This is a genomic window from Kitasatospora sp. NPDC050543 (assembly GCF_044457565.1).
In the GTDB taxonomy this organism is placed as follows: Bacteria; Actinomycetota; Actinomycetes; order Streptomycetales; family Streptomycetaceae; genus Kitasatospora.
Genome location: NZ_JBITGZ010000029.1, coordinates 42419 through 66791 on the forward strand (window position 1 = coordinate 42419; position 24373 = coordinate 66791).

General features: G+C 74.5%; 18 protein-coding genes. 9 read left to right on the plus strand and 9 right to left on the minus strand.

What is annotated here, in order from left to right:
* Positions 1–1443, minus strand: coding sequence for an AMP-binding protein (locus ACIBH3_RS28105; RefSeq protein WP_396314885.1), 1443 nt, complete (start codon positions 1441–1443; stop codon positions 1–3).
* 130 nt (positions 1444–1573) lie between these two features.
* Positions 1574–2122: a GNAT family N-acetyltransferase gene (locus tag ACIBH3_RS28110; RefSeq protein WP_396314886.1), complete on the minus strand. Its 549-nt coding sequence runs from the start codon at positions 2120–2122 to the stop codon at positions 1574–1576.
* Between the two features lie 271 nt (positions 2123–2393).
* Here ACIBH3_RS28110 and ACIBH3_RS28115 point away from each other — a divergent pair, with 271 nt between their 5' ends.
* Positions 2394–3296: a DUF2797 domain-containing protein gene (locus tag ACIBH3_RS28115; protein WP_396314887.1), complete on the plus strand. Its 903-nt coding sequence runs from the start codon at positions 2394–2396 to the stop codon at positions 3294–3296.
* 97 nt (positions 3297–3393) lie between these two features.
* A complete protein-coding gene (locus ACIBH3_RS28120) occupies positions 3394–3858 on the plus strand; it encodes a hypothetical protein (protein ID WP_396314888.1) in 465 nt (154 codons plus the stop codon).
* Positions 3859–3998: 140 nt separating this feature from the next.
* Here the strand turns inward: ACIBH3_RS28120 and ACIBH3_RS28125 are convergent, their stop codons facing one another.
* The 6 genes from ACIBH3_RS28125 to ACIBH3_RS28150 form a co-directional block, all read right to left on the minus strand.
* Positions 3999–4343, minus strand: coding sequence for a VOC family protein (locus tag ACIBH3_RS28125; RefSeq protein WP_396314889.1), 345 nt, complete (start codon positions 4341–4343; stop codon positions 3999–4001).
* Between the two features lie 113 nt (positions 4344–4456).
* Positions 4457–5164 carry a FadR/GntR family transcriptional regulator gene (locus ACIBH3_RS28130; RefSeq protein ID WP_396314890.1) on the minus strand — a complete coding sequence of 236 codons (708 nt, stop codon included), beginning with the start codon at positions 5162–5164 and terminating at the stop codon, positions 4457–4459.
* Between the two features lie 231 nt (positions 5165–5395).
* The gene (locus ACIBH3_RS28135) at positions 5396–6616 is read right to left on the minus strand and encodes a DUF3103 family protein (protein ID WP_396314891.1); all 1221 of its coding nucleotides are present in this window, start codon (positions 6614–6616) and stop codon (positions 5396–5398) included.
* Positions 6617–6696: 80 nt separating this feature from the next.
* On the minus strand, positions 6697–8688 hold the full coding sequence (locus ACIBH3_RS28140) for a GMC family oxidoreductase N-terminal domain-containing protein (protein ID WP_396314892.1): 1992 nt from the start codon (positions 8686–8688) through the stop codon (positions 6697–6699).
* On the minus strand, positions 8685–10133 hold the full coding sequence (locus ACIBH3_RS28145) for a hypothetical protein (protein WP_396314893.1): 1449 nt from the start codon (positions 10131–10133) through the stop codon (positions 8685–8687). The genes ACIBH3_RS28140 and ACIBH3_RS28145 overlap by 4 nt, the downstream gene beginning before the upstream one ends.
* A 908-nt stretch (positions 10134–11041) precedes the next feature.
* A complete protein-coding gene (locus ACIBH3_RS28150; RefSeq protein WP_396314894.1) occupies positions 11042–11953 on the minus strand; it encodes a LysR family transcriptional regulator in 912 nt (303 codons plus the stop codon).
* A gap of 124 nt (positions 11954–12077) precedes the next feature.
* Here ACIBH3_RS28150 and ACIBH3_RS28155 point away from each other — a divergent pair, with 124 nt between their 5' ends.
* Entirely contained in the window at positions 12078–13115 is a 1038-nt protein-coding gene (locus ACIBH3_RS28155) for a zinc-dependent alcohol dehydrogenase family protein (protein WP_396314895.1), read from the plus strand.
* Between the two features lie 117 nt (positions 13116–13232).
* Here the strand turns inward: ACIBH3_RS28155 and ACIBH3_RS28160 are convergent, their stop codons facing one another.
* A complete protein-coding gene (locus ACIBH3_RS28160) occupies positions 13233–14024 on the minus strand; it encodes a VOC family protein (RefSeq protein ID WP_396314896.1) in 792 nt (263 codons plus the stop codon).
* Between the two features lie 850 nt (positions 14025–14874).
* Here ACIBH3_RS28160 and ACIBH3_RS28165 point away from each other — a divergent pair.
* The 6 genes from ACIBH3_RS28165 (at position 14875) to ACIBH3_RS28190 (ending at position 24365) form a co-directional block, all read left to right on the plus strand.
* Positions 14875–15465, plus strand: a complete 591-nt coding sequence (locus ACIBH3_RS28165) for a cysteine hydrolase family protein (protein ID WP_396314897.1) — start codon at positions 14875–14877, stop codon at positions 15463–15465.
* A gap of 53 nt (positions 15466–15518) precedes the next feature.
* Complete coding sequence (hypE, locus tag ACIBH3_RS28170; RefSeq protein ID WP_396314898.1) at positions 15519–16544, plus strand: hydrogenase expression/formation protein HypE; 1026 nt, start codon at positions 15519–15521, stop codon at positions 16542–16544.
* Between the two features lie 14 nt (positions 16545–16558).
* Positions 16559–18934 (plus strand): carbamoyltransferase HypF, encoded by a 2376-nt coding sequence (gene hypF, locus ACIBH3_RS28175; RefSeq protein WP_396314899.1) that lies wholly within the window; start codon positions 16559–16561, stop codon positions 18932–18934.
* Positions 18931–20319, plus strand: a complete 1389-nt coding sequence (locus tag ACIBH3_RS28180; RefSeq protein WP_396314900.1) for an acetyl-CoA carboxylase biotin carboxylase subunit family protein — start codon at positions 18931–18933, stop codon at positions 20317–20319. Before hypF ends, ACIBH3_RS28180 begins: the two co-directional genes overlap by 4 nt.
* Before the next feature lie 72 nt (positions 20320–20391).
* Positions 20392–23055 (plus strand): ATP-grasp domain-containing protein, encoded by a 2664-nt coding sequence (locus tag ACIBH3_RS28185; RefSeq protein WP_396314901.1) that lies wholly within the window; start codon positions 20392–20394, stop codon positions 23053–23055.
* The gene (locus tag ACIBH3_RS28190) at positions 23052–24365 is read left to right on the plus strand and encodes an MFS transporter (protein WP_396314902.1); all 1314 of its coding nucleotides are present in this window, start codon (positions 23052–23054) and stop codon (positions 24363–24365) included. Before ACIBH3_RS28185 ends, ACIBH3_RS28190 begins: the two co-directional genes overlap by 4 nt.
* Positions 24366–24373 lie beyond the last annotated feature (8 nt).

Genomic DNA, 24373 nt, shown 5'->3' on the forward strand with positions numbered 1-24373 from the left:
TCAACCCGCGGCGGGCGGCGGATCCGGCAGTCGCGCCCGGTCGATCCTCCCGTTCGGCGAGAGCGGCAGCTGCGGCAGGGTGAGCACCAACCGGGGCACCAGGTGGGCGGGCAGCAGCCCGGCCAGGTACTCCCGCAAGCCGGCGGCGCCGCTCGCCGGGCCGCCGAGCCCCCGGGCCGCGACCGCCGCGTACGCCACCAGGTACCGCTCGCCCTCGCCCTCCCGCACCGCGACGGCGCACTCCCGCACCGCCGGGTGGCCGGCCAGTACCGCCTCGATCTCGCCCGGATCCACCCGGTGCCCGTCGATCTTGACCTGGTCGTCCGCCCGCCCGCGGTACTCCAGCTGCCCGTCCGGGCGCTCGACGGCCAGGTCGCCGGTCCGGTACGCCCGCCCGTCGGCCGCCCACGCCACCGGGACGAACCGGCGCCCGGTCAGCGCCCGATCGTTCAGGTACCCGTGCGCCAACCCCGGCCCGGCGATCCACAGTTCACCGTCCACCACGCGGGCCTTCGTCCCCGCGACGGGCCGGCCGATCGGCGGGGAGTCCGGCCACCGCTCCGGCGGGCCCGGCAGCGTGTGCGCGGTGGCCACGTGCGTCTCGGCGGCCAGGTAGTGGTTGTGCAGCCGGCAGCCCGGCAGGGCGGCGAAGAAGCGGCGCAGCCCGGGTGTGATCCGCAGCGCCTCGCCGGCCACGGCCACCTCCCGCAGGGCGTGCGGGCGACGGCCGGTGCGCTCGGTGAGCTCGGCCAGCCGCGCGAGAGCGACCGGTGGGAGGAAGAGCCGCTCGATCCGCCACTCGTCGAGCAGTTCGGCGACCCGGCCCGGATCGTCGCGTTCCCGGTCGGTGGGCAGGTACAGCGCCCCGCCGCCGCACCAGGCGGTGAACACCTCCTGGACGAACACGCCGAAGCCCGGTGGCGCGTACTGCAGGGTCCGCAGCGGCTGGTCCGAGGTGGTGGCGAGCGTCCAGGACACCAGGTTGTCCAGGCCGCGGTGGGGCATGGCGACGGCCTTGGGCGCACCGGTCGAGCCGGAGGTGAGGACGACGTACGCCAGGTCCGCCCGGCCGCCGGCCCCGCCCTGCACCTCCCGCCGCACGGTCAGCCGCAGGCCCGCCGTGACTGCGATCCGGGCACCGCTCTCCTCGCACAGCCGGTGCACCCGGGACTCCGGGCCAGCCGGGTCAGCCGGGTCGACGATGCAGAACGCACCGCCGGCCAGCAGCACCCCCAGTACGGCGACCGGGAGTTCGACCGTACGCCCGAGGTGGACCAGCACCACCTGCCCCGGCCGCAGCCCGGCCCAGGCCAGCCGCTCGGCCAGCACCCCGGCCTGCCGGTACAGCGCCTCCCGGCCGAGAGTGCCGGCCGCCGTCACCACCGCCGGAGCGAGCGGCTCCTCGCGCGTCCGCGCGCGTACGAGATCGAGTACGTGGGACACGTCGGAAGGCTCCCGGTGAGTGCGATGACGACATGGGGGCGCGCCTGCTGCTCCGGCCCCGGATCGCGGGGCGGTGGAACGCTTTTGACGCTACCTCAGCAGCTCGACGCCGGTGCGCGAACGGCGGAGATCACCCCACCCCTACCGCGCCTGCACTCCCGCCCCGCAGACCACCGAGCGCCACGGCCGATGACACCTCAGGACTCGCCCCGGCCAGGGACATCTCCCCGACGACCTGATCGCCGCTCGTCTCCCCGGTCCGGCGGAAGCCGAGACCCAGGTAGAACCTCTCCGGCCCGTGCTCCCCCGGCACCCAGGTCACGGTGGCGACGCTCTGCCCACGCCGCCGGATCTCCTCGCACACGGACTGCACGGCGAAGCGGCCGTACCCCCGCCCCTGCCGGCCGGCGGCGATGTTCAGCCGCCAGATTCCGGAGCGCGGCCGGTCGCCCGGCACCTCCGGGTTGAACCGCACGTCGAGGAAGGCCATCACGAAGCCCACCAGCTGCTCACCGTCGAAGACCAACCGCGGCCAGGCGACCTCGGGCTGTGCGTACGCCTCGGCGAGCGAGCGCACGACCGGAGCGACCAGCCCCTCCTGGTCCGCCCGGACCCTCAGTTCGCACGCGGCGTCGACGTTCTCGGCGGTGACCTGTTCCAGGCGAAGTAGCGAAGACATCGGTGCACTCTACCGGCCCTCGGCCCGGGCGTCCGCTCGCTTGACGGCCGGGGGCCGGCAGCGGCGCGGTACCCTGAGTTCCGGCCCGGCAGGCCCCGGACCTCGGCATCTGTCACCTCCCGGTGCCGCTCGGCCCGCCGACGCGCAGGCGTCCGGCAGGGGCGGCCGAAGGGCGGGCCGGGCGGAGGGCGAACCGGGCGGGCGAGCGAGCTGGGCGGAGGCCGGGATCGGCCTGGCGGGCCGGATCGGAGGCGGGAGCGTGGAGGCACCGGTGAGTGGGTGGATCGCGACCGGGCTGCGCTGGCGGGACGGCGCTCCCCACCTGGCGGCGACCAACGGGCGGCGGGAGCACGAGCGGCTGCTGACGCCCGGCACCCCGGTCGCCTGGCTGCTGGCCGGCCCGCGCCGCTGTACCGGGATGTGGAGCACTGCGCAGCGGCGGCGCCGGCACTGCCCGCACCGGTCGGAGCTCGACCCCGGGTCCAGCGCGGTCCAGTGCGGGCCGTGCCAGAGCGTGGACCCGGGGCTCGCCCTGGCCCGGGACCACGTGCTCGACAACGGGCAGACGTACCTGCTGTACCTGGCCTGGTTCGGGCCCGGCCTGCTCAAGGTCGGCATCACCGCCGAGCAGCGCGGCACCCGGCGGCTGCTCGAACAGGCCGCGCCGGTCTTCACCGTGGCGGCGCGCGGACCGCTCCCCGCCGTCCGGCGGGCCGAGCTGACGATCGCCCAGTCCGGCCTCGCCCGCGAGCGCCTCACCACCCGTACCAAGACCGACCAGTGGTGGAGCCTCGGCGACGCCGACGCCCGCCGCGAGACGATCGAGCAGGCCCGGACCGCGGCGCTGCGACTGCTCGACGGCCACGACGTCGAGCAGTTCCCGGGCGGGCCGGTCACCGACCAGGTCGAGCTGTTCGGCCTGCGCGACGGCGCGCCCGCCGCCTACCAGGAGATCATCGGTCTGGCCGCCGGGGCCGCCCTGGCCGGTGCCCTGCGCGCGCCGATCGGCCGCTACCTCTTCCTCGACCCGGCCGAGGGCGGCCGGCCACTGCTGCTCGACGCCCGCCTGCTCACCGGCTGGACCCTGACCGCGACCGACCGCTCGCACTGCGCGGGCCTGGAGCTGCGGCCCCGCCGGCGACCGCACGAGCACGACGCCCCCGCGCTGTTCTGAGCGGTGAGCGGCGTGAGCGGTGAGCGGCCTCGGTGCCGTCCGCCCGGGTGACCCCGGCGGGCGGTCGGCCGGTGTTCGGTCACATCGGCCCGGTCTCGTGGGTCACTACGGTGACAGCCGGCGCGACACTCCGGCGGCGACCCGGCAGCTCGCCAGCCGTGCGCGGCGCCGGGTGAGGGGGGCCGGGACGGCGCCCGAGGCGGATGCGGCCCGCCGGCGCGAGGTCGTCGCCGCCTTCCTCGCGGCCGCGCGCGGCGGGGACTTCGACGCCCTGCTCACGCTGCTCGACCCGGAGGTGGTGCTGCGCGCCGACGGTGCCGCCGTCCTGGCGGGCGCCGGCGGGTCGCGCGGCGCGGCGGCGGTCGCCAGGACCTTCATGGGGCGGGCCAGGGCCGCACCGCCGGCCCTCATCGACGGCGCCGCCGGGCTGGTCTGGGCGCCGGGCGGGGAGCCGCGGGTGGTCTTCGGCTTCACCATCACGGACGGCCGGATCGTGGCGATCGACCTCCTCGCCGACCCCGAGCACCTCGCCCGGCTCGATCTGGAGCTCCTCGGCGACTGAGGCCCACGGCGGCCGTGGGCGGGCCCGGGGCTGGGCCCGCCCACGGCGGCTCGGCGGTTACGACGCGCTCGGGCCGGGTGCTCAGGACTGCGCGGCTCAGGGCCGCGCGGCGGCAGGCGCCCGGACTCAGGCGCCCCGGCTCAGGCCGCCTGGATGAGGCCGATGACGTTGCCGTCCGCGTCCTTCAGCAGAGCGGTGAGCTTGCCGCCGCCGACGTCCTGAGGGTCCTGGAGCGTCTGCGCTCCGGCGGCCTGGAGTGTCTTCACGGTGGCCCTGATGTCGTCGACGTGCCAGTAGGCGACCGGACCGGTCATGCCCTTGGCATGGCCGTTGGGGTCCAGGCCGATGTCCTGGCCGTTGACGGCGTAGCCGACGTAGTAGGGCTGGTCCATCACCGGCTTGACGCCGGCCAGGCTGTTGAACAGGGTCTTGGCACGGGCGAGGTCCTTGACGGGGTAGATGATCGTCTTGATGCCCTCGGTCATGGCGGCGCTCCTTGTGGGTGTCCTGGGAGTCAGCGGCGGAAATCCGCCGCCACTGATATGACACGCCTGGGCGCGTGCGTGTGACGGGCGACGCGCGGAGGATGGCCGGCGGGCTACCCGGCGCGGTCGGCCTTGAGCGAGCCGAGCATGATCTTCTCGGTGGCCCGCAGGTACCGCTCGGCGGCCCGCTCCGCCTGCTCGGGCAGGCCGTCCGCCACCGCCCGGACGACGGGGGCCAGGCGCTCGGCGGCGGCCGCCGGGTCCTCGAACGGGGCGCGCAGAGCGGCCCGGACGGGGAGGTAGGCGTTGAAGAGGGTGTTGGTCAACAGCAGGTAGACCCGGTTCCCGGTGGCCCGGGCGAGTTCCCGGTGGACCTCGACGTCGGCGAGCTGGGCGGCGTCCCCGTCGGGGGCCTGCGCCACCGCCCGGAGCAGTTCGGTCAGGCGGCGGGCCTGGCGGGCGGTGCGGCGGCCGGCGGCACGGCGGGCGATCAGGGCGCCGATGTGGCGCCGTACCTCGAACACCTCGGTCAGCCAGCCGTTGTCGCGGGCGGCGAGCATGGGGAGCAGGTCGGCGCCACCGACCCGGAGGAAGTCGCGGACGCGGGTGCCGATGCCGTGCCGGGTGCTGAGCAAGCCGGCCTGTTCGAGCCGGGAGAGCGCGTGTTTGAGGGTGGTGCGGGTGACGCCGTAGCCGGCGGCGAGTTCCCGCTCGGGCGGCAGCAGCGCGCCGGGCCCGTGGGTGCCGTCCAGGATGTCGTCACGCAGCCGGTGTTCCAGGACGTCCACGACGGACTGGCGGGGGATGATCTCGACGGACACGGACGGGTCTCCTCGGCTGTGCTGTGTGTGCTGCGGCGCGGTGTCGTGCGGGTACGGCCACGGGCGTGGTGCGCCGGCGGCCGCGCCGCCGGTCAGCGGAGTCAAGCGCGAGCCGGACGGGCCGTCAAGAACCGCTCCGGCCGGCCGGAGCCCGGCGGGCGCGCGCTGCGCCACCCGCCGGGACCACGGGGACCATCGGACCTGCCGGAACTGGTGGAACTGGCGGAAGTGCTAGAACTGCTGGACGAAGTAGGGCTCGACCGTCATCCAGCCCTTGCCCGCGGCGCCGCCCAGGCGGCCCGTGCTGTTCTTCGCGAGGGTGTACCAGGACTCGACGTAGTCCGGGTCGTCCGTCCACCAGGAGGCCGGCATGGCCGCCAGCACCGCGCTGACCAGTGGGATGTACGCGCCCTGGTCGGCGATGGTGAGCAGGACGGCGGCGATGGCCTGGGCCAGCGCGAGGTAGTTGGTGTTGCCGTCGTCCTCCATCATCACGGCGTCGGCGAGGTTGTACTTGTAGTTGGACCAGTTCACCAGGATCTGGTTCGGGTGGTACACCGTGCCGTCGTAGTCCAGGTAGGGCATGTCGACGGAGTCGACGCGGGGCTTGCCGTCCTGGCCGAAGCCGGTGACGAGGGTGAACATCTCGGCGGCGCCCTTGAACCAGGGCTCCTGGTCGTCCGAGACCTCGATCGCGTTGATCTTGGTGGCCCACCACCCCGCCGCGGCGGCGGACGGCTGACCGGCGGCCGGCCGGCCCGCAGCGGCCGTCGGGGCGTTGACGCCGTTCCGGGCGAGCTCCCGGCGCAGCACGTCCATTCCGGCGGCCGTGGTCTTGGCGGTGTCGAGATCCACCACGTAGACCGGGCGGTCGGGCACCCGCCGGGCGTCCAGGGTGTGCGCCCGCCCGGCCGCGTCGTAGGCGGTGATCGTGGCGGCGTGGTCGTCGGCCACGGCGGCGGCGACCAGCGGCTCCGCCCCGGTGTCGAGCGCGCCGCGCATCGAGGGGTCGGCCAGCTGGACCCGCAGCAGCGGGCCGAGGTCGGTGCCGAGGCCCTTGGCACCCGCGATCCGCCGGTCGGCCTGGTCGACCTCGCCGCCCAGCTGCCGGGCGGCGGCGGTGGCGGAGCGGGCGGTCAGGGCGTGCAGGTCGACGGATTCGGAGCCGACGCCGTCGCGTACCTGGGCGCGCCAGCCGGAGTCGGTGAGCGAGGCGGCCAGGCTGCGGGCGACCTGGTCCTCGACCCGGCCGACCTCGGCCGAGACTATTTGGGCGGACCGGGCGGACCGGGCGGACTCGGCGGACCGGTCCGACGGCCCGGCGGTGGCAGCCGCGGCGTCCGCCGCGCGGCCGGGGGCGGCCGACGCCGCGACGCCCTGGCCGGCCGTGAGGGCGAGCAGGGCGAGCGTGGCGACGGCTAAGACTCTGGGGCGCCTACGGGCACCGGACATGCGGACCTCCAGGGGTCGGACGGAGTGACACGCCATCGGGTGACGCGCCGCGCCAAGTGAAGCGCGGACATGACACGTCATCAAGAGCAATGCGAAGGCTTCTCGATGGCGTTCAGGGAGACGGCGAGTGCGAGGGCCATGATGGTCAGTTGAGGATTCACCTCGGGGCAACCGGGCAGCGCCGAGCCGTCGGCGACCAGGACGCCCCGGACACCGCGCAGCCACCCCTGCTCGTCCGCCGGGGCCCGCTGCGGGTCCGCGCCCAGCGCGACGGTGCCGCTCGGGTGGAACGCGGACAGGTGCAGGCTGCTCACCCCGGTCCGGTCGAGCACCTGGTGCAGCTCGGCGGTGGAGCGCACCCGGGGGTGCCGGGCCAGCCCGGTGAGCACCTCCTGCGCCCCGGCCGCGAACAGCAGCTCCCCCATGGCCGCGACGGCGCGCAGCAGCGTCCTCCCGTCACCCCGGTCCAGGTCGTAGCGCAGCAGCTTGCCCGTCCTGCCGAGGACCCGGCCGCCCGGCCGGTCGGCGATCATCGCGCCGAAGGTGGCGAGCCGGTCCGCGTCCTCCAGCTCGGCCCGCAGCTCCCGTCCGACGCCGGGCAGGACGAAGGAGCCCATGCCGGGCGGCGGCGCGGTCGCCTCGATCAGGATGCCCCGGTCGTGCAGCTCCTCGACGCCCGCGCTCTGCAGGACGGCGGGGCCGGCGGCGACGGGCTCGGCGAAGCGGCCGGCGACGCTGGTCGCCGGGTGGACGGCCAGGTTGCGGCCGGTCATCGGGTGGCCGCCGAGCCCCGAGCGGCGCAGCAGCGCCGGGGACTGCAGGGCGCCGGCGGCGAGGACGACCAGCGGGGCGAGGATCTCGAACCGCGTACCGTCGGGCCGCCGGGCGGCGACCCCGGCGGCCCGGGGGCCGCCGGGCCGGTCCGGGTCGGCGAGGATGCGCAGCACCCGCGCGGCGGTGACGATCCGGGCGCCGGCGGAGCAGGCGCCGGGCAGGACGGACAGCTGCACGCTCTGCTTGGCGCCGGCCGGGCAACCCACGACGCACTGGCAGGAGCCCTTGCAGCCGGGGGCGTTGCGGCGCAGCGGCCCGGCGCGCCAGCCGAGGCGTTCGGCACCGCGCAGGGCGAGCAGGCCGTTGCGGCCGAGGACGTCCAGGGGCTGGGTGGCGACCCGCAGGGTCCGTTCGACCTCGTCGAGGTGTTCGCCGAAGGCGGCCGCGTCGGCCAGCGGGAGGCCGTGGCGGCTGCGCCAGCGCTCCAGCACGCACCCGGGGGTCCGGTAGCAGGTGCCGGAGTTGACGACCGTGGTGCCGCCGACCGCCCGGCCGGTCGGGAGCAGGACGGGCGGGCGGCCGGCCATGACGGTGGCGCCGCCGTCCCGGTAGAGGTCGGCGAAGCGGTCGAGCGGGGCGCGGCGGCCGAACTCGGCGGTGGTGTGGTGTCGGCCCTCCTCCAGGACGAGGACGCGCATCCCGGCGCGGGCCAGGGTGCGGGCGGCCATCGCACCGCCGGCGCCGGAGCCGATGACGACGGCGTCCGCGGTGGCCCGGTCGGGCCACTCGTGGGAGGGCACGCAGTCCAGCCAGGGGTCCTCGGGTGCCGGCGGCCGCGCGGACGCGGCGGCCGGGTTGCGGTGGAGCATTCGTTCGGTGCCCGCGGCCAGGATGACCGGGACCTTCAGGACGTCCAGCAGTGGAAGCAGGGCGGGCCGGGCGGCCAGCGAGCCGAGGAGGGCCTCGCGATCGGCCGGGGTGAGGCGGTCCAGTCTGGCGCCGGTGCTCAGCAGGGCGTACGCGTCCAGCGCGGCGGCCGCGCCGTGGATCCCGGTGCGGGCCGGGCCGGGCATCACGGCGAGGAGCGCCTCCAGGCGGTCGGCCGTGGCGGCCGGCCAGCGCTCGTGGCCGTCGTCGGCGAGCAGGGCGGCGACCAGCGCGCGGCGGCTGCGGCCCCTCCTGCGGCCTGCGCTGCTGGGCGAGCTGGGTGGGTCGTCGCGGCCGGACGAGAGGCCGGACGGGAGGTCGGAGCCCTGGCCGGGCCCGGAACGGGGAGAGGAGCTGGGCTCGGGGCTCATCGGCCGCCCACCTCCGCGTGCGCGGTGCCGGCCAGGTCCCAGCGGGCCTCGGGGCGCCAGCGGCCCCACCAGCGTTCCAGGGTGATCTCGGCGTCGGCGGCCTCACTGTTGCGGCAGACGGCCCGGCTGCCGTCCGGGTCGGTGTAGTCGAGCGCGAGGGTGCGCCCCGCCGGCTGGTGGACGGTGACCCGGATCCGGCGCAGGCCGGTGCGGCCGGTCACCGTCCAGGTGGGAAGGCCGATGCGCGCCCTGAACCGCCCTGCCCCGGCCAGGCCCAGGGCCGGGCGCAGCGCGCTGCGGGGCCAGGTGCGGCCGCCTCGGCGCAGCCGCAGGAAGACCAGCGGCGGCAGCCGGTCCAGGCCGCGCCGGCCGGCGACGGCGGCGACCAGTTCCAGGACGTCCCCGTGGCCGAGGTCGGCGTGCAGCCAGGCCCAGCGGCGCGCGTGGCCGTGGCCGTGGATGCGGGCGCCGGCGCCGGGCGCTCCGTCCAGGCGCAACCGGCCGCCGGGGTGGATGATGGTGCCGGTGTAACGGGAGGTCGCGGACGGGAGCAGGTGGGCGGCGGGCAGGACGCCGTACCGCCAGGCCCACCGGGGCATGGTGTACAGCGGCCGGCCGGTCGGGTGCTCCGTCAGGTCCCAGGTGTAGGGGCCCGCGGCGCCGCGCAGCCGGTGCGGGCCGGGGCCGCCGGGGGCGGGCGGCTGCCAGGGCTGCGGGCCGTACCGGGCGTGCTCGACGGGGCCCTCGGGCGGGTAGAGCGCGATCCAGCCGTGGGTGTGGGCGGGTGATCCGTCGGCGGGGGCGGTCAGTTCGTGGTGCAGCCAAACGCCCGTGCCCCCGACCGGGTCGGTGAGCGTGGTGTACCAGACCTCGGTACGGGCGGGTGTGCCGTCCCAGCGGGGGGTGTGCGGCTCGTCGAGCCGGGATCCGCGCCGCGGTCCGCGCCGGGACGGGCCGCTCCCGGGCCGGTCGGGCCGGTCGGGCCGGTCGGGCCGCGGGAAGCGCCAGCTCGCCAGGAAGGGCAGGAGGCCGGTCGCGAGCGGGAAGCGCAGCATGCCGCGCCCGGCCTCGCGGCCGTCCTCGAAGATGCTGTACGGCAGGATCGTCATCGAGGCCAGCGGGCGCCACGGGGAGATCGACTTCCAGCCGTCGAGAGTGTGTCGGCGGCCGGCGGCGGTGAACTCCAGCCGGTAGCGGATCCGCCTCCCGGCCAGCGGGGAGATCTCCAACTCCCCGACGGCCGCTGGGTCGTCGGCCAGGCCCCGGATCCGGACCCGGCCGTTCACCGTGGCCAGGGTGGTGCGGTGCGGCAGCAGCGGGGTGTCCGCCCGGGCCGCGAGGTCCAGCCGGACGGGACGCACGTCGGGCTCTCCGGCGAGCCGGACGGTGCCGAGCATCGTCTCACTGAATGCCGTGCCCCGGGCCCTCTTTGGCGACTGCGTCATCGACGAGGCTCTCCGTTCGGAGTCCGTTGAATGAGAGTGGTTCAGTGGCTGAGCCACTGAACCACTGAGCCGATGCATCGTCAAGACGTGTTGTCGGCGGAGGAATCGATCCGAGGGCCTCAGGGGCGGGCGACAAGGCGCCCTCGGGGACCATCGGTGCAGCCGCTACCGGTGATCCCCCTCACGAGCGGGTTGGCCGTCGACCCCGGAACGGGGGGTCGCCCCGGTCACGGAGCGGCTGCCTCCTCGATCGTGGTCCGGCTCCCGCACCGGCCCCGTGGGCTTTCCGGCCGGACGCAGGGCAATCACCGGCACAGCTGCTCCCAGGAGTGCGACGAGCATGATCCAGGCCGCGCCGACGTGCATGGCGTGAACGAACGCAGCATCGGCAGCGTGCGCAAGAGTGGGTTGGTGGATCGAGTCGGCGACGTGCCGGGCCTGTTCCGCGGAGACCCGCGCCCGATCCTGCACCGGCCCGCAACTGCTGCCTGGACTGCGGCAATGCTGGGGACGCGGCCATGAATTCCCTCGGTGCGATCGATCAAGACCTGACGAGTGGACCGTAGGCAATCGTCACACCCCTGTCAGTTCTGAATGTCCGTCAACTCACAGCCAATTTCGGCGAGTTACCAGGGCATGCCGTCGGGCCTCCTGTCAATTCTGAATTCCTTTCAACGAGCTGCTGATTCCGCCGAGTCGCCGGGGCCATATCGCAGAGCCCCCTGTCAATTTCAGAGCTCACTGTTCACCTCGCACGTCATCCGACCTGCACCGAGACAGGACTGATGCAAAGTCACTTGATCTCGGGACCGGTGCAGGTCGGGCGAGGTCGAGGAGCTCCAGCGCCGACTGGCGGCCCGCTGCTCGATGGTCCGCCGTGCAGGTGGCCGCGGCCGCCGCCCGGCGGATCAGGCCTGCGCGAGCGCGTCCAGCGCGCCGAGGCAGGCTGCCACGGCCGGTTCGTCGGCGCTGCCCTGGCGTACGGCCGCCTCGATCGTGCGGGCCGGCCCGCCTCCGGCGACGGGCAGCGCGATCAGGCCGGGCGGCAGCGCCGAGAGCGCGAGCCGGGGGACGAGGGCGGCCCGCCCGCCCGCCGCGACCAGGGCGAGCATCGCGCCGAAGTCCGTGCAGGCGTGCCGCACCTGGGGGGTGAAGCCGGCGGCCCGGCAGGCGTGCAGCACGGCCTCCCGGCAGGCGCTGCCCTCCACCGCGGTGACCCACTGCATCCGGGCCAGCTCGTGCAGCGCCACCGCGCCCTCGGCGGCCCCGGCCGAGGCGGCCGGGTGGTCCTCGCGCAGCACGGCGAGCAGCGGGTCGTGCCGCAGCACGCGGGTCTCGATGCCGGCCGGCGCGTCCGCCGGGAGGTTGGTGTACCGGTAGACGAGCGCGAGGTCGCTGCGGCGCCGGCGCAGCAGCGGCAGGGCGGTCTCCGGTTCGGCCTCGGTGATGTGCACCCGCAGCTCGGGGTGGGCGCTCTCCAGGGCGGTGCACAGCGGCACGGCCAGGGATGCCAGGGCACTGGCGAAGCTGGTGAGGCGGAACGGTCCCGCGGTGTGGCCGGCCAGCGCGCGCATCCTGGCCCGGGCCTGTTCGAGGGCGGCCAGCACGGGTTCGGTGTCGGCGGCCAGCACCTGCCCGGCGGCGGTCAGTCGCACACTGCGGCCATCGCGGTCCAGCAGGCGTACGCCCGTCTCCTCCTCCAGCTGCTTGAGCTGCTGGGAGACGGCGGAGGCGGTGACCCGGTGCAGCTCGGCCACGGCGGTGACGGTGCCGTGCTCCGCGAGGTCGCGCAGCAGGATCAGGCGCCGGAGTTCGAGCATAAGGCCAGCTTAACCGGTTCTGTAGAACATGTAGCTGGACGGCAGGGTGGCGGGCAGGTCAAAGTGCTGGGGTCGGCCTTCCCGTCCGACCCGCCCGGCCCCGCTTCCCGACCGAGGAGATCTCGTGCGCGCCACCGTCATCCATGGCCCCAAGGACATCCGCGTCGAGGAGGTCGCCGACCCGGGCGTCGTACACGCCGGCGACGCGGTGGTACGGGTGACGCACGCCTGCGTGTGCGGCAGCGACCTGTGGGCGTACCGCGGGGTCGCCGCCCGGCAGGCCGGCCAGCGGATCGGGCACGAGTTCCTGGGCGTCGTCGAGGAGGTCGGCGCCGGGGTGACCGGCCTGCGCCCGGGGGACCGGGTACTGGCGCCCTTCGTCTGGTCGGACGGCACCTGCGCCTACTGCCTGGAGGGGCTGCACACCTCCTGCCCGCAGGGCGGGTTCTGGGGCGAGGTCGGCTCGGACGGCGGCCAGGGCGAGGCCGTCCGGGTCCCGTTCGCCGACGGCACCCTGGTCAAGCTGCCCGCCGACATCGACGAGGCACTGCTGCCCGCCGTGCTCGCCCTGTCGGACGTGATGTCCACCGGCCACCACGCCGCACTGTCCGCCGGGGCCCGCCCGGGCGCGACCGTGGCGGTGGTCGGGGACGGCGCCGTGGGCCTGTGCGGGGTGCTCGCCGCGCACCGGCTGGGCGCCGAGCGGATCATCATCCTCGGCCGGCACCAGGACCGGACGGCCGTCGCCCGGCTCTTCGGCGCGAGCGACGTCGTCGCGGAGCGGGGAGCGGAGGCGATCGCCGCCGTCCGCGAGCTGACGGGTGGCCAGGGCGCCACGGCCGTACTGGAAGCGGTCGGCACCGAGGAGTCGATGAGCACCGCGATATCGGTGGCCCGCGACGGCGGGGCGGTCGGATTCGTCGGCGTCCCGCACGGTGGCAGCGCCGGCGTCGACATCGCCCAGATGTTCGACCGCAACGTCTCGCTGCGCGGCGGCGTCGCGCCCGCCCGCGCGTACATCCCCGAGCTGCTCGCGGACGTACTGGCCGGGCGGCTCGACCCCTCCCCCGTGTTCGACCTGACCGTGGGCCTGGCCGAGGTCCCGCAGGCGTACGCGGCGATGGACGAGCGACGCGCCCTGAAGGCCCTCATCGCGCTCTGAGCCCGCCGCGCGTTCCCGCCGTCGCCGCCGCGCGTTCCCACCCGTCGGCCACGGCGCGCCGAGGGGCGGGCCCGGCAGGTGGTACGGAACCAGCTGCCGGGGCCGCGCGCCGCCGCCTCACCCGCCGGTGAGCGGCTCCGGCGCCATGATCATCATCATCGCGCCCTGCGGGTCGCGGAGCACGGCCATCTTGCCGACCGGGGTGTCGAACGGACCCTTGACCACGGCTCCCCCCGCCTGCGCGGCGGTGGCGGCAGTCGCGTCGACGTCCGCCACCGCGAAGTACACCAGCCAGTGCGGCGGCGTCCCGGGCGGGAACTGCTCACCGATCTTCTGCATCCCGCCGACCGTGCGGCCGTCGACAGTCAGCCCGTGGTACGGCTCCATGTCCGCCATCGGGCCGTGGTCGAGGCCGATGGCGTCCCGGTAGAACCGGCCGGACGCCTCGACGTCCGAGGTGTTGCACTCGTTCCAGACCACCGCGCCGGGCTCGCCGACCACCTGCGCCCCGAAGAAGTCCAGCGGCTGCCAGATGCCGAACACCGCACCGACCGGGTCGGCGGCGATGCCCACCCGGCCGACCGAACCGACGGTCATGGTCGGGGCGATCATCGTGCCGCCGGCCTCGATGATCTTCCGTTGGGTGGCGTCGGCGTCCCCCACCGCGAGGTAGGTGGTCCACACGGTCGGGGGTGGCGGCCGGTCGTCCATCGGCATCTTGGGGGCGATGCCGGCGACCGCCTTGCCGTTGAGCGAGCAGATCGCGTAGCCCCCGAACTCGGCCGGGCCGGGCTCGCCCTCCCAGCCGAACAGCCTGCGGTAGAAGTCCAGGGCGGCCTGCTGGTCGTCGGCGAACAGGTCGACCCAGCACGGGGTGCCGGGCTCGTAGGGGCTCGTGACTTCGGGCATCGGGATCTCCAGGGTCTGCACGTCGATGGCGGCGCACGCTTGGGGCGCCGGATCCGCCGCAGGCACGGGACCTGGGCGCGGGCACGCGTCCCCCCGGCCCAGCCTTCCCGCGCCGCGGTGATCCCGCCACCGGACTCCGGCGTCCGGGCGCCGCAGCGCGACCTACGGGCAGGCGCGACCGCCGAGGGCGGCTCGGCGTCGGAGGCGGCCAGGCGTCGGGGGTCACCCCGTTCGACTGACCACGACCCGCGGTGCCCCGCTCCCGCCCACCACCCAGCCCAAGCACCTCGGCCGCCCTCCGTTCTCACGGTGCGGCCCGTCGTCATCCGGCTGACCCCATGCCCACGCCACGACTCCTCAGAGCTGGTCCGACCAACCCCGGTGATCGGGTCCCGCGCGCCCCCGGAACGGAAGACCCGCCCGGGCGGGCGCGCCGGCCGGAGAGCCGCCCGCGCGGACGCCGGACGAGCCGGTCGGAGGCGACGCCCCGTCCCCACCGGGATCCGGAACAGCAACTGTCAGATCATCCATACCTGAGGAAGTATCACAGCATCTTCATTGTGTGAAGATCTTGACGGTGGAGAGTCACATATGCCAGAGTCAGCGCGGCCGCAGACCCCCACCAAGCCCACAACATCGCAGGTTGAGGGCCGAGTTCAGGAATTGCGGCACCCCCATCACACGCCCCCGGACGGGCCGCGCGGCGCTCCCGAAGCCCCGCCTCCGAGGACGACCCACGTCGTCGCACCCGTCCGTCGAGAGCACCACGCGCATCCCCCTGCATAACCTCCGCGCCTCCACTTCACCGCGCTCCACTTCACCGCGCTCCGAGTCATCCCGAGGAACAGCCATGGGCAAGATCGCCGTACTCACCAACGACCTGCAGGCCGACGTGGTCCACAAGACCCCCGAGCGGACCTCCGCGATGGCCGACGCTCAGCCGGCCTTCGTCAAGTTCCTGGACGACATCCGCGGCCGCGGCCACAGCGTCTACCACCTCCAGCTGGTGAACCTCCCCGACGACCCGAACGTGGAGCGTGACCTGGACGGCACCCTCCCGCTCCAGCGCGGCTCGCAGGGCGCGGCCATCCTCGCCGACTTCCTGGACCCCTCCGACGTGATCGTCGAGAAGAACAAGGACAGCGGCTTCTACGAGACCGAGCTGCACGACCGGCTCCAGGCCGCCGGCATCGACACCGTCCTGGTCACCGGCCTGCAGACGCAGATCTGTGTGCAGACCACCGCGGCCGACGCGTTCTTCCGCGGCTACAACGTCTGGGTCCCCTCCGACTGCGTGGTCTCCGGCAACCCGGAGGACCGTGACCGCGCCCTGGAGTGGCTGGGCGGCTACTGCGCCACCGTCGCGCACTCCGACGAGATCCTCGCCACCCTCGACGAGCAGGGCGAGCTTCCCCGCAAGGTCGTCAAGATCCTTCCGTAGTGGGCCGTTCCACACGTCGTCTCCTCCCCCGACGTCCTGAAGGGACACACCAGATGACCAGCGCGGCGAACGACCTCGGCGAGGTCGTTCTCGACCACGGCAGTGGGGCCCAGCTCAGCCACGAGCTGATCTCCCTCATCGTCGAGACGCTCGGCGATGTCTACATCGGCGAGATGGAGGACAGCGCGATGCTCCCCATCCCGGGCGGGCAGATCGCGATGACCACCGACTCCTTCGTCGTCGACCCGCCGTTCTTCGGCAACGGCGACATCGGCAAGATCGCGGTCTGCGGCACCGTCAACGACCTGGCCGTGGTGGGCGCCAAGCCGCTCTACCTGACGCTCGGGATGATCCTGGAGACCGGCCTGCCGATCACCAGGCTGGTGCAGGTGCTCACCTCGATCCGGGAGACGGCCCGGGAGGCCGGCGTCCAGATCGTCTGCGGCGACACCAAGGTCGTGCGCAAGGGCGAGGCCGACCAGATCTACCTCAACACCGCCGGCGTGGGCACCTTCGAGCGGGTTCCGCTGCGGATGGCCAACGTCCGGCCCGGCGACAAGGTGATCCTCAGCGGGCCGATCGGCAACCACACCGTGCACCTGCTGTCGATCCGCGAGGGCCTCGGCTTCGAGCAGCGGGTGCTCAGCGACTGCGCGCCGTTGAACGGCCTGCTCGACACGCTGCTGACCGAGTCGCCCGAGGGCGGCGTGCGTTCGGTGCGCGACGTGACCCGGGGCGGCCTGGCCGCGGTGCTGCACGAGTACGCGGCGGCCGCCGGCCGGACCATCCGGATCGAGCAGGACGCGCTGCCCATCCAGCACGAGACCGTGATGGCGATGGACATGCTCGGCATCAACCCGATCCACGCCGCCAACGAGGGCTGTGTCTGCCTCTTCGTGGACCCGGCCGCCGAGCAGGACGTGCTGGCCGTGCTCCGCTCGCACAAGTACGGGACCGACGCCGTGACCATCGGTGAGGTCACCGAGGAGGCCGAGGTCTCGGTGCTGATGCGGGACACCGACGGCCGCGATTCGGTGATCGAGGAGCTTCAGGGCTCCGAGCTCCCCCGACTCTGCTGAGCCGGGGCCGGACGATGGAGAACAGCGATCCGACGGGTCGCCGGCGCATCCGCGTCAGCGGAGTGGTGCAGGGGGTGGGTTACCGCCCCTTCGTCTACAAGCTGGCGCTCACGCACGCGTTGACGGGCTGGGTCCTCAACGACCCCGAGGGCGTGCTGATCGAGGTCAGCGGCCCCCCGCGGGTGCTGGCCCGATTCGGCGAGGAGCTGCGTACGCAGGCCCCGCCGCAGGCCCGGGTGAACGCCGTCCAGGTGGAGGAGCTGACACCGGACGCCACGGCGGACGAGGGCTTCGTCATCCGGGAGAGCGTGCACGCCGGCCGCAAGGTCACCGTGGTGCCGTCCGACGCGCACGTGTGCGCCGACTGCCTCGCGGAGCTGCGCGACCCGGCCGACCGGCGCCACCGCTACCCGTTCATCAACTGCACCAACTGCGGGCCGCGTTACTCCATCGTCCGGGCCCTGCCGTACGACCGGGCACAGACCACCATGGCGGCGTTCACCATGTGCGGGCCGTGCGCCCGGGAGTACGCCGACCCGCTGGACCGCCGCTACCACGCCCAGCCCAACGCCTGCCCGGACTGCGGACCGCAGCTGACGTCGCAGGACCGGGCCGGCGCCCGGCACCACGGCGAGCAGGCGCTGGCCGCCGCCACGGCGGCGCTGGCCGAGGGCGGGATCGTCGCGGTCAAGAGCGTCGGGGGCTTCCACCTGGCGGTGGACGCCCGCAACGCCGGGGCCGTCGCCCTGCTGCGCGAGCGCAAGCGACGGGACTCCAAGCCGTTCGCCGTCATGGCGCGCGACCTGGAGAGCGTCGCCGGCTTCGCCTCCTTCGGGCAGGCCGAGGCCGAGCTGCTCGGCTCCCCGGCCCGCCCGATCGTGCTGCTGCGCAAGCGGGCCGGCGGGCTGCCGGAGACGATCGCCCCGCGCAACCCCAACCTCGGCGTCATCCTGCCCTCGGCGCCCCAGCACCACCTGCTGGTGGACCACGCCTGCCTGGACGCCCTGGTGATGACCAGCGGCAACGTCTCCGGATACCCGATCGCGTACCGCAACCAGGACGCCCTCGGGCAGCTCTTCGACATCGCCGACGTGATCCTCCACAACGACCGCGAGATCGAGATCCGGGTCGACGACTCGCTGGTGCGCCACTCCGTGCACCCCGAGCTGGACGAACCGGTGGTCAGCTTCCTGCGCCGGGCCCGCGGTTACGCGCCGTACCCGGTGGAGGTCGGTGTCGAGCTTGAGCCGCTGGTCGCCTACGGCGCCGAGCTCAAGACCACGGTCGCGCTGGCCGGCGGCACCCGGGTGTACCTCAGCCAGCACATCGGGGACCTCAAGAACGACGAGACCTTCGAGTCGCACCGCCAGACCGCCCGGCACCTGGCGCACCTGCACGACCTGACGCCCCGCCACGCGGCCGTCGACCTGCACCCGCAGTTCCGTGCCACCCGCTTCGCGCTGGGGGAGCAGGGCGGCACCTTCGGCGAGGTGGTCCAGGTCCAGCACCACCACGCCCACATGGCCTCCTGCATGGCCGAGAACCGGCTGACCGGCGACGCCCTCGGCGTGGTCTTCGACGGCGCGGGGTACGGCGAGGACGGCACCACCTGGGGCGGGGAGTTCCTGCTCGGCTCCTACCGCGAGGCCCGCCGGGTAGCCCACCTGCGCACCGTGCCGCTGCTCGGCGGCGACCGCGCGGTGAAGGAGCCGATCAGGACGGGCTACGCGCTGGCGCTGGACGCCCTCGGCGATCCGGCCGAGGCCGTGGCCGCGTTCCCGGTGCTGGAGCGCCTGGACGAGCAGCAGCGGCACGTGTTCGCCACCATGGCGCAGCGCGGCGTCAACGCGCCGCTCGCCTCCAGCATGGGCCGGCTGTTCGACGGCGTGGCGGCGCTGCTCGCGGTCACGACGCACGCCGAGTACGAGGCTCAGGGCCCGATCGAGCTGGAGGGGCTGCTGGAGCGCGACCTCACGCTCTCCCCGGTGGCGGAGCGCTACCGCTTCGGCGCCGGGGACGGGCCGGGCGGGGTGCCCGAGATCGATCCGCGCCCGGTGGTCCGGGCGCTGGCCGCCGATCTGGCGGCCGGGGTGGACGTGGCGGGCATCAGCCGGCGCTTCCACTCCTCGGTGGTCGACATGGTCGTGGATCGCTGCCTGGCCGTCCGTGCGGCCGAGGGCGAGGCGGCGACCCGTCAGGTGGTGCTCTCCGGCGGGGTCTTCCTCAACGAGTTCCTGCTGGTGAACTGCCTGGTGGAGCTGCGCCGGGCCGGCTTCGCGGCGTACTGCCAGCAGCAGGTGCCGACCAACGACGGCGGCATCGCGCTGGGCCAGATCGTGGTGGCCAACGCGAGGCTGGCGCACGCCCGGCAGCCGGAGGCGCAGCGGTGACCGCGCGTCAGACGGTGACCGGCCGGCAAGCCGTGACCGCCCGGGAGGCGGGGACCGCGCAGGAGCCGGCCGCCCGGCAGCAGCCCGGCGCACCGCGGGAGCACATCGTGGTCCTGCACCGCTGGCGCGACCAGCACGCGCACTACGCCGACTACCTCGACCACGCTGCGAGCCGGGTCAGCTACGTCACGACGGAGCTCGGCCGGGCCTCGGTGCCGCCGGCGGCGGCCGCCGTGGCGGTGGTCGCGGCGACGGACTCGCTGGCCGAGGTCCGGACGGCGGTGGCGGGCCTGGTCGCGCGTTTCGGCCCGGCCCGGTACCTGGTGGCGCTGAACGAGGGCGATCTCGACACCGCCGCCGAACTGCGGGCCGAACTGGGGCTGCCCGGTCAGCGCAGCCTGGACGTGGAGCGGTTCCGGGACAAGCTGACGATGGTCGCCGTGGCCGACCGGGCGGGGGTCCCGGTGCCCGGGTACGCCGACGCGCCGGACCGCGCCGCCGTGGCGGCGTTCGCCGCGGAGCACGGCTGGCCGGTGGTGGTCAAGCCCCGGCGGGGCACCGCCAGCCGCGGTGTGCGGGTGCTCGCCGGCCCGCAGGATCTGGAGCGGCTCGGAAGCCCGGAGGCACCGGGGGCACCGGAGGCACCGGGGGCTCCCGAGGCGGCCGGCGCCCCCGGGCCGCTCGGCGGCCTGGCCGCCGAACCCCACCTGGTGCAGTCCTTCGTCGCCGACCCGGTCTTCCACATCGACGGTCTGTGGACGGGAGAGCGGCTGGGCCCGTGGCGCGCCTCGCGCTATGTCAACAGCTGCCGGGAGTTCACCGAGGGCGCGTTCCTCGGCTCGGTGGAGGTGGACGACCCCGAACTGCTCGGTCCGATCGAGGAGTTCACGGCCGCGGTGGCGGGGGCACTGGGCGACGGCCTGCCCTGGGTGTTCCACCTGGAGGCGTTCGTCGGCACCGGCCCGGACGGCGCGCCGCGGCCGACCTTCCTGGAGGCCGGCGCCCGGGTCGGCGGGGCGGAGATCCCGTTCGTCTGGCGGGAGGTCCACGAGGTCGACCTGATGGCCGCGGCGATGGACATCCAGCTCGGGCGCACGCCCGCCGAGGGGCTGCTCGGCCCCGGGCGCACGGCCGGCTGGCTGCTGCTGCCGGTGCCGGTCGAGCCGCCCTGCCGGGTCATCGAGGTCGACTCGGGCCCCGGGCCGGAGGACGGCCCGTACGCCCGGGTGGTGCCCGCCCCGGGCGCGCTCATTCCCCGGACCGGCGGCTACGAGCACGTCGCCGCCCGGTTCCGGTTCAGGGGGGCCTCCAGCCGGGAGGTCGAGGCCGCGATCGTCCGGACCGCGACCGCGTTCAGCATGCACTGCGAGTCCCTACCCGCCTGAACCCCCGACCGCGCGAGCGCGCGAACGGCGACGGCAGGCACTCGACAACGAAAGGAAGCGGTGAACGGCCCGATGCGAGACAGGAAGAGCCGTCTCATAGTGGTGGGCAGCCGCCTGAAGGAGTACCGCGAGTACGCGATGGCCTCGCTGGCCTCGCGCCACGAGATCGCGCTGGTGACCTCCCAGCCCGTCACCTGGGAGCAGCGGTACGTCTCGGCGTACCGGATCGCCGACACCACGGACGCCGGGGCGCTGCGCGGCGCGGTGCAGGAGCTGCTGGCCGAGGAGCAGGCGCCGGGCGGCGCCGGGCTGTACACCTGGGACGAGCTGTCGCTGATCGCCACCGCCGAGGTCGCCGAGCAGCTGGGCCTGCGGCACCTGTCGGTGCGCGGGGCCGTCGCCTGCCGCGACAAGTACACCACCAGGTCGCTGCTGGACGCCGCCGGCCTGCCGGGTGTACGCCACCGGCTGGCGCACACCGCCGAGCAGGCGCGGGCCGCCGCCGCCGAGATCGGCTACCCGGTGGTGCTCAAGCCGCGTGCGCTGGCCGGCAGCATGGGCGTCACCGTGGTCCGTGAGGCGCAGCAGCTGGGCGAGGCGTACGCGCTGGTCGCCGGCACCACCTTCCCCGGGCTGCGGGCCGAGAGCGGGGTGCTGGTCGAGGAGTTCCTGGAGGGGCCCGAGATCAGCATCGACAGCTGTGTGTCCGACGGCGAGGCCGAGCCGGTCTTCGTCGCGCGCAAGCGGCTGGGCTTCGACCCGGCCTTCGAGGAGGTCGGGCACCTGGTCGGCCCCTGGCGGCACGAGCCGTGGGCGGCCGAGGTCACCGAGCTGGTCCGGGCGGCGCACAAGGCGCTGGGCGTCGACCAGGGCGTGACCCACACCGAGATCCGGCTGACCGCCTCAGGTCCGCGGCTGATCGAGCTGAACGGCCGCCTCGGCGGGGACCTCATCCCGCACCTGGGCGCGCTGGCCACCGGGATCGACCTGCCGCTGGCGGCGGCCGACCTCGCCTTCGGCCGCCGGCCCGACCTGACGCCGGCGCACGAGCGCTGCGCCGAGGTGCGCTTCCTGTACCCGCCGCACGACGGCGTGCTGGAGCGGCTGGAGCTGGGCGCGGCCGCCGAGGTGCCCGGAGTGGCCGAGGTGGTGGTGCTGGCCCGCCCCGGCGCCGAGCTGCTGCTGCCGCCGAAGGCGCTCACCCCGCGTACCGCCGCCGTGATCGCGGTCGCGGACGACGAGCGCGGCTGTACCCGGGCGTTGGACGACGCGGAGGCCGAGGTGCGCCCGGTACTGGCCGGCTCGCCGCTGGACGCGCTCGGCGTGCTGATGGAGAACCCCGTCACCCGCCGGTACCTGGCGCTGGAGCGCGGCCTGGAGAACATGGTCGTCCCCGGGGTGCGCAACGACTGGATCAGCTACGGCGCGGGCGGTGGGCAGTCGCTCAACCGGCCGGTGTTCCTGGCGACCGCCGACCGGCTGCGGCTGGAGGCCGACCTGAACGGCCTGTTCGAGCTGCTCACCACCATCCCGGACCGGCTCTTCGGCGGTGACCGCCGGGCGTTCGCCGAGGCCGTCGGGATGACGCCCACCCAGATCGACCTGGTGATGCGCGGCGCCGGGCTGCGGATGCCCGCGATGTCCCGGGCGGACATGTACCGCGAGCCCGCCGGGTTCAAGCTGATGGAGCTCAACACCGGTAGCTCGCTGGGTGGTTGGCAGATGGGCGAGTTCGCCCGCACGGTACGCGAGAACCGGGCGTTCCGGGCCTTCGCGGACGCCGAAGGCCTGGTGCACCCCGATCCGATCGCCCAGATCGCCGCGGTGCTGCGCGCCGAGGCGGCCGACGCGGGCTTCGAGCTGCCGCAGCGCCCGGTACTGGCGCTCACCGAGTGGCCTGACGGCTACGTCAAGACCAAGCCCTGGCTGGACTTCGTGGTGCCGGACTGGCTGCGCAACGGCTTCGACACGGTGGTCTGCCACCTCGGCGAGTTCGACTACCGGGACGGCGTGCCGTACATCCACGGCCGCAAGGTCGACGTGGTCTACCGGATCTTCCTGCCCGGCGAGATGGCCGACGAGCAGCGCAGCTACGACCTGGTGGACCCGCTGCTGGACGCCGTGGGCAAGGGCCACACCTTCCTGTTCGCCGGCCTCGACTGTGAGCTGTACGGCAACAAGGGCAGCCTGGCGATGCTCAGCGACGAACGCAACCGCGGTGTCTTCGACGCCGCCGAGCTCGACCTGATCGAGCGCATCCTGCCGTGGACCAGGTTCCTGCGCGAGGAGAAGGTCCAGCGCGGCGGCGAGAGCGTGGACCTGCTGCCGTACGTGCTGGCGAACAAGGACAGCCTGGCGCTCAAGCCCACGCTGCTCTACGGCGGGGTCGGCGTCATTCCGGGCTGGTCGGTCGGCCAGGAGGAGTGGGAGGCGCACATCCGGCGTGCGGTGGACGGCCCGTTCGTGGTCCAGGAGCGGGTGCTGCCGGTCGCCGAGCGGTTCGTCGAGGACGGCGGCCGGGGCTTCGAGGAGATGGTGGTCGCGTACGGGGTGCTGATGGTCGGCTCCTCGTACGCGGGCATGCTGGTCCGCGGCACGCCCGACCCGCAGGTGGGCATCGTCAGCATGTCCAACGGCGCGCAGATCGGCTGCTGCTTCCACGTCGCGGACGCCGCTCCGCACGCGGCGCCGGGCACTGCCCCGGAGCCGGGCGGAGAGCCGGTGGGTGCGGCGTGAGGGCCCCTCGGTTCGGGGGCCTGTGGCGGGACCGGGAGTTCCTCAAGCTCTGGTCCGGCGAGGCCGTCTCCCAGCTCGGCGCGCAGGTCACCCAGCTGGCGCTGCCACTGGCGGCGGTCTACCAGCTGCACGCCTCCTCCACCCAGCTGGGGCTGCTCAACTCGGCCAGCTACGCGCCGTTCCTGGGCCTGACCCTGTTCATCGGGGTCTGGGTCGACCGGCGCCGCCGCCGGCCATTGATGATCTACGGCAACCTCGGCCGGGCGCTGCTGGTCGGCAGCGTGCCGCTGTGCGCCGCCCTCGGGGTGCTGCGGATCGAGTACCTGTACCTGGCGGCCGCCGCGGTCGGCACCCTCACCGTGCTGTTCGACATCTCCTACCAGTCCTACCTGCCCTCGCTGATCGAGCGCGAGCAGCTGGTGGAGGGCAACAGCAAGCTCCAGGCCACCAGTTCGATCGCCCAGATCGGCGGCCCCGGCCTGGCCGGCCTGCTGGTGGGCTGGATCACCGCCCCGATGGCGCTGCTCTTCAACGCCCTGTCCTACCTGGTGTCCGTCGCCGGCCTGCTGGCGATCCGCCGGCCGGAGCCCCACCCCGCCCCGGTGCGGGAACGCACGTCCACCGCGCGGAGCATCGCCGAGGGTCTGCGGATGGTCTTCGGCAACGCCTCCATCCGGGCGATCGCGCTGGAGGCCGGCACCTACAACCTGTGCTGGATGTCGCTGCAGACCGTCTTCGTGCTCTACGCCGCGCGGGAGCTCGGCATGGGACCCGGCACCATCGGCCTGGTGCTCGGCGTGGGCGCCGTCGGCTCGCTGGTCGGCGCGCTCGCCGCGGGCCGGCTCAAGCAGCGGCTGGGCCTGGGCCGGGCGGTGATCGCCGAGCTGGTGCTGTGCTGCGGCGGCCCGATGCTGGTGCCGCTGGCGCCCGGCACCGGTGTGCTCTCGTACGCGATGTACGTCGCCGCGTTCGCCTGCTGCGGCATCGGCTCGACGATGTCGACGATCCATGTCGTGAGCCTGCGTCAGGTGATCACCCCGGATCACCTGCTGGGCCGGGTCAACGCGGGCTGCCGCTTCATCGCCTGGGGCCCGCTGCCGCTCGGCGCGCTGATCGGCGGCTACCTCGGCGACGCGGTCGGCCTGCGCACCACGCTCTGGGTGACCGCCGCCGGCTTCCTGCTGGCCCTGCTGTGGGTGGCCTTCTCGCCGGTGCCCGCGCTGAAGGACTTCCCGACCGACCTGCCGCACCAGCTGCCCGACGCCGCCGCGGACGACCGTGAGGCCGCACCCGCGGCCCCGCCCGCCTGAGCCACCAC